Origin of the sequence: Halovivax sp. (assembly GCA_007119345.1) — an archaeon.
Taxonomy (GTDB): Archaea; Halobacteriota; Halobacteria; order Halobacteriales; family Natrialbaceae; genus Halovivax.
On sequence record SKPV01000152.1, the window covers coordinates 1 to 6009 of the forward strand.

5 protein-coding genes are annotated in these 6009 nt (G+C 65.5%); 2 read left to right on the plus strand and 3 right to left on the minus strand.

The window, feature by feature from the left end; translation table 11 throughout:
* Both QZT59_RS10400 and QZT59_RS10405 read right to left on the minus strand, forming a co-directional pair.
* A partial coding sequence (locus QZT59_RS10400) for a DUF2150 family protein (protein WP_290815465.1) occupies nt 1-226 on the minus strand: 226 nt, incomplete at its 3' end.
* Between the two features lie 89 nt (nt 227-315).
* A complete protein-coding gene (locus tag QZT59_RS10405; RefSeq protein ID WP_290815467.1) occupies nt 316-1161 on the minus strand; it encodes a TatD family hydrolase in 846 nt (281 codons plus the stop codon).
* Nucleotides 1162-1773: 612 nt separating this feature from the next.
* On the opposite strand from QZT59_RS10405, the gene QZT59_RS10410 reads away from it, so the two are divergent.
* Nucleotides 1774-3585, plus strand: coding sequence for a S8 family serine peptidase (locus QZT59_RS10410; protein ID WP_290815470.1), 1812 nt, complete (start codon nt 1774-1776; stop codon nt 3583-3585).
* Between the two features lie 159 nt (nt 3586-3744).
* Here QZT59_RS10410 and QZT59_RS10415 read toward each other — a convergent pair whose 3' ends face one another.
* Nucleotides 3745-4197 (minus strand): NYN domain-containing protein, encoded by a 453-nt coding sequence (locus QZT59_RS10415; protein ID WP_290815473.1) that lies wholly within the window; start codon nt 4195-4197, stop codon nt 3745-3747.
* 571 nt (nt 4198-4768) lie between these two features.
* On the opposite strand from QZT59_RS10415, the gene QZT59_RS10420 reads away from it, so the two are divergent.
* Nucleotides 4769-6009 (plus strand): S8 family serine peptidase (locus QZT59_RS10420; RefSeq protein WP_290815476.1); only part of this gene is annotated, 1241 nt, incomplete at its 3' end.

The window sequence follows — 6009 nt, forward strand, 5'->3', positions numbered from 1 at the left end:
CGATCTCGCGGACCTCGGCGATCTCGCTCAGGGCCGTCTCCTCGTCGAGTTCCCCCTCCTCGTACGCGGTGACGATCTTGGCGATCGCGATCGCCGTGTCGTCCTGCAGGTTCAACAGCAGACGCGCCGACGATTCGTCGTCGGGATCGATCTCCTCGTCGTCGAGGCGGTCGATCCAGTTCTGCCAGCGTTCCTCCGAGTAGAACTCGGTCGGGGGATTGCTCATACGCCAACCTACACCGGCCGCTTAAAATGCCTTTCTCTACCGAGACGACGTCCGTCGGTCACCCCCGTCGAGTATCGGGATCGGTGCCCTCACCCGAGCGTGGCGACCGTGTCGATGTCGTACACCCGCTCCGGCGTCTCGACGTGGGCGATCCGAACGACCTCGTCGTATCCCTGCTCTTCGAGCCAGGTCACCCGCCGGGGGACGGTCTTGGGGCCGAGGACCGCGCCGGGCCGATCCGGGTCGTCGACGAAGTCGGTCTCCATCAGGAACGGCTCGCCGCGCTCGGCCGCGACCTCCAGGCGGTCGCGATCGCTCATCACGCTGGGGACGGGACCTTCGAGACGCCCGCCGGCGTAGTGTTTGACCACGCGGTCGGCCGACAACCCGGCGTCCGCGGCCCACTCGGTCACCTCGGTCAGGTCCTCACTGGCTTCGGCGTGTAGCTGGACCGCACAGTCGAGCTCGGCCGCCCGCTCGAACGCTCGGCGCATCACCGCGTTCGAGGCCCGCCACACGTCGTCGTCGACCTCGTAGTGGGGCCGACCGGATTTCAACGCGAGCGCGCGCCCGTCGCCGACGAATTCGGCGGCCCGGTCGATGCCGTCGGCCATCAGTTCGCCGGCCGCGGACGGATCGAGGCCGCGGTCGTCAACCAGCCGAGAGATCAGCGTCGGGTGGACGCCGAGGACGGGCCAGGCCCGTCCCTCGAGCTCAGCGGACGCCGCCTCGACGACGTCTACCGTCCGTTCGAACACCGGCGTGAAGTCCTCGCCGGACTCGGGTTCGACCCCCAGGTGCCAGGACGGCTTGTTCACGACCAGCAAGTGGGTGCCCCCCGCGCGTGCGAAGTCTTTGACGGCCTCGATGCCGCGCCCACGGTCGGGGTCGAGGTGCAAGTGGTTGTCGAGGACCGGCGCCTCGTCGTCTCGCATGGAAGTCGCTCCGCCGGCGATGGTGGAAAAGTCACCGGAATCGACCGGGTCCGGTGGCGAGTGGGCTTGCAGTGGGTCGACCGCACCGGTCCTTTCGGCCGTCATCCGGCAGTCTGCGACGCAGGGGTGGGCGACGAGATCACGATTTCACGCCCGTGCGGTCCCGAGACGGCTTTGCAGCCTCTCGGCCATCCTCGATGGACTCCGACAGTTCGTCGCAGGAAACCTCCACTCGTATCTCCGAGTTGCGTGGATTCGGGTGAGCTCGTCGCTCGAAGCGTGTAGTCAGATCTCGCCCACGTCGATCGATTCGCTGGTAGGGGACTCGATTCCGATCCGGATACGACCGCCGCCGGTGTCGCTCGACGTGTTTGGTTCATCTAGTGTGACCGGGTGGTACCGACCCTGTACCCTCAGCGAATTTCTGGGACAGTAACTGCGTTTTCGTTTCACTTGTAGATAGCTTGTATCGACGAAGGTCCGGACCGATATATCACACCTCTGCCGACGATTGTTTCGCACCTAGACGCCAGAAAATTGTGTTGCGGAGTTAATATTATCTAATCTGCTAGGAAAATTATTAATACTTCGTCCCGATAATAAACGCTCGGAATGACACACCAACGTTCCCACACTAGCGACCGACGCACCGTACTCAAAGCTGCCGGCGCCGCTGGAGCCTTCTTCGGGCTCACTGGCGTTGGGTCGGCGGGTTCGGACGGCGATACCGAAGAGCTCGTCGTCAAGGCGGAAGACGTCGTCGGCATCGCCGACGTCAAGTCCACCGTCGAGACGGCCCTGTCGACCGACGCCGAGATCGTTCACGAGAACGGCGTCCTGGGCTACGTCACCGTCGAGGTGTCGGTCGCCGAGGTCGACACTGTGAAGGACGCCGTCTCCACGCTCGAGGCTCAGACCGGCGTCGAGTACGCCGAAGAGAACGTCGAGTACCGCGTCGTGGGCGCGGCGTCGGACGATCCGCGCTTCGGCGACCAGTACGCTCCCCAGCAGGTGAACGCTCCGGACGCCTGGGACGTCACCCAGGGTTCGGACGTCGTCCTGTCGGTGATCGACCAGGGCGTCGATTACGAGCACGAGAACCTTCGGGATCGCTTCGGCTCGAACGTCGGTTACGACTTCGTGAACCGGAACGACGATCCGATGCCGGTAGCTCCGTCGGAGAATCACGGGACCCACGTCGCGGGCATCGCGGCGGGGACGACGAACAACGGCGTCGGCACCTCCGGGGTCTCGAACGCCCGGATCCTCTCGGCCCGCGCGCTGGGTGCCGAGGGTGGCGGGTCCCTTCAGGATATCGCGGACGCGATCCAGTGGTCGGCCGACCAGGGCGCCGACGTCATCAACATGTCCCTGGGCGGCGGCGGCCGAACCGACCTGATGGAAGACGCCGTCGACTACGCCTTCGACAGCGGTACGCTGCCGATCGCCGCCGCGGGCAACGACGGCGGTCCCGTCAGCTTCCCGGCGGCCTACGACAACTGTATGGCCGTGTCGGCGATCGACTCGAATTACAACGCCGCGAGCTTCACGAACCGCGGGCCCGAGGTCGACGTGACGGCGGGCGGCGTCGACGTCCTCTCGACGGACAACGACGACCGCTACGTCTCCATGTCGGGGACGTCGATGTCGTCGCCGGTCGCGGCCGGCGTCGCCTGTCTCGGCGCGTCGGCGCACGGACTCACCGGGAACGACCGGGATCCCGCCCAGCTCTGGAACCTGCTCACCGACGCTGCCGAACCCGTCCAGGGGCTCCCGAGCGACGTCGAAGGCGACGGCCTCGTCGACGCTGCCAACGTCGTCGAGGACGGAGGGGAGCCCGACCCGCCGGACGGTCCCGAAGCCGTCATCGACGCTAGCACCACGACGCCGGAGGTGGGCGAGACCGTCGACCTCGACGGGAGCGCATCGCAGGGTGACATCGACGAGTACCACTGGGACGCCGAGCCCGGTAACGAGGCGACGGGCGCCCAGGTAGCGCTCCATCGTGACGAGGAGGTGGCCGTCGACGTCACCCTGTCGGTCACCGATAGCGACGGCCGAACCGACAGCGAGACGATCACCGTCGACTTTGGCGGCGACGGCGAACCCGCTTGTGGCCACGATGAGAGCACGGCGAGCGCCGAAGGCTCCCTCGACGGCGGCTGGTGGGGCGACGGCGACACCTACACCTACCAGCTGCGTACGGCCGACCCGTGCGAGGCCACGGTTAGCCTCGACACCAGCGCCGACTTCGAGCTGTACCTGACGCTCGACGGCCGCACCCCGTCCGAGTGGGACCACGACGAGAGGGGGACGAAGATCGAGGTCGGCCTCGACGGCGACGAGGAATTCGGTCTCCTGGTCGACGCGCCAGCCTTCACCGGCGGGGACTACGTCCTCGAGGTCGAAGAACTCGGCAAGTAACGACGGTCACGCCGTCGCACCGACCCGTCACTTTCGTTCGTTCGAGGATCGAGAGCCGTCGGCTCGTGTCGGCCGATCCCGGGCCAGCGGCGGACCCACTTCGTGTCGGCCGGCGGCGAGTACGAAACGCCGGTCGGACGCCGGTGCGGTGCATCCGGATCACTCGCCGAGCGTTATCGCGCGGTCGGCCGCGTTCCGGAGCGCGTCCGATCGGCCGTGGGATCCCGGGGCGATCGCGACCGTTTCGACGCCCGACCGGCCGGCGTACTCGAGGACCGGCTTGAAATCCGTGTCGCGGGAGGCGACGACGAGTACCGTCACTTCCCCGGCGGCGACCAGCGCGGTCGCATCGACGGCCAGCTTGACGTCCACGTCCCCGCTCGTCACGACGACTTCGAAACCGCGGGCCTCCGCGGCCTGGATGAGTCCGGGCGTCGCGTGCTCGTCGACGTAGAGCCGACCGACGGCGAGGCGCCCGAACCCCCGACCCGCCTCCCTGAGGTCGTCGAGGTCGACGTCGAACTCCTCCCGAAACACGTTCGGTCCGTCGACGAAGAGGCCGACGCTGGGGGCTCGGCGCGTCCGAACTCGGTCCCGAAGCCGCTCGATCATGACCGTCCGTTCGCCCGCGCGGAAAAAAGGCTGCCGAAGGAACTCCTCCGAGGTGACCGAGTTCCGAACGGCCGGTTCGTTCCTTCGACCACGGTCTTTTCATCGCCGTCGGAACACGATCGATCACGGCCGAGTTCCCGTCGTACCGTCTCCGACGTCGACGTCGAGTGCGGCGGCGTGGTCGTGTGGGGGCATCAAACGACGCCTCGAATCCGCCTCGTCGAGTGAAACTCCGAACGCATTCGTGACGGAATTTCCGCCCTCAGTAGGCTCCGATCGGCGACCCGACCCGTCAGGGAATAGCGTTCCTACTGGATCACGCCTCACCGATCGCATCACCCGTTCCCTGAGGGTATCGATGGTATTCTCGAAAGAACCTCTTATCAACTAACGAAAAAATCGACCAATAGTTGAGTGTTAATACAATCACCATGAGCCATAACCTCGACCTTGGGTTATCGGTAGACGGCGTCAGTATCCATTAATTTATGTTAATCGAATACAATTCGCGGAAAAATCTTCGGGGATTCAATAAGCATTTAATATGGGTATATATTTTGTGTCGATTGGGATGTCAGAGAAGCACTCCCACGACTTCGACCGACGAACCGTGCTGAAGGCGACCGCGGCGGCCGGCACACTGGTCGGCCTTGGCGGCGTGACGGCTGGGACGCCCGGACGCGATCCCGGGCCGAAGGAGGACGAGGTGCTGGTCGGCGTGACACAGCACGCGGACGATATGGAGGCCGAGGTAGCTCCGTACGTGCCGGAGAACGGCGAGATCGTACACAAAAACGAGACCATTCGGTACGTTGCGGTGAAGTTTCCGGACCGGGCGGACCCGGCGAAAGAGGCGTTCAAGGAGAACGTGCTCGAAGCGCGCCACGTCCAGTACGCGGAGGACAACAGGACCTATCGGGCGCTCGGCTACACCCCGAACGATCCGCTGTACGACGATCAGTACGCCCCCCAGATCACGAACTGCGAGGAGGCGTGGGAGACGACGCTCGGGGACTCTTCCGTCACTATCTCGGTGATCGATCAGGGTATCCAGTACGATCACCCCAACCTCGAAGAGAACATGGACGGGAGCGTCGAGCACTACGGATACGATTTCGTCGAGGACGAGAGCGACCCCTATCCCGTGACGGAGGACGAAGACCACGGCACGCACGTGGGCGGAATCGCGGCAGGTGGCACGGATAACGGCGAGGGCCACGCCGGCATCAGCAACTGCTCGATGCTCTCCGCGCGAGCGCTCGACGAGAGCGGCGGCGGCTCGCTGTCGGACATCTCCGACGCCATCACCTGGTCGGCGGACCAGGGCGCGGAGGTGATCAACATGTCTCTGGGCGGGGGCGGATACGACGAGACGATGGCCAACGCGTGCGAATACGCGTACGAAGAGGGTTCGCTCCTCGTGGCAGCGGCGGGCAACGACGGGCCCTGCACCGATTGCGTGAGCTACCCTGCCGCCTACGACGAGGTGATGGCGGTCAGCGCGACCGACGAGAACGACGACCTCGCGGGTTTTTCCTCGACGGGCCCCGAGATCGAACTGGCTGCCCCCGGCGACGACGTCCTCTCGACGGTAAACTGGGACGACTACGCGCAGTACTCGGGAACGTCGATGGCGTCGCCGGTGGTCGCCGGCGTCGCGGCGTTGACCATCTCGCAGTGGGACACCGACAACGAGACCACTCGCGCTCACCTGAAGAACACCGCCGAGGACATCGGTCTCGCGGACAGCGAGCAAGGTTCGGGTCGGGTCGACGCCGACGGCGCAGTCAACACGTCTCCCGACGATGACGA

Excerpts from the sequence above, each read along its gene's own strand:
- QZT59_RS10415 (WP_290815473.1), bottom strand. The coding sequence starts at position 4,197 with ATGATCGAGCGGCTTCGGGACCGAGTTCGGACGCGCCGAGCCCCCAGC.
- QZT59_RS10410 (WP_290815470.1), top strand. The coding sequence starts at position 1,774 with ATGACACACCAACGTTCCCACACTAGCGACCGACGCACCGTACTCAAA.
- QZT59_RS10405 (WP_290815467.1), bottom strand. The coding sequence starts at position 1,161 with ATGCGAGACGACGAGGCGCCGGTCCTCGACAACCACTTGCACCTCGAC.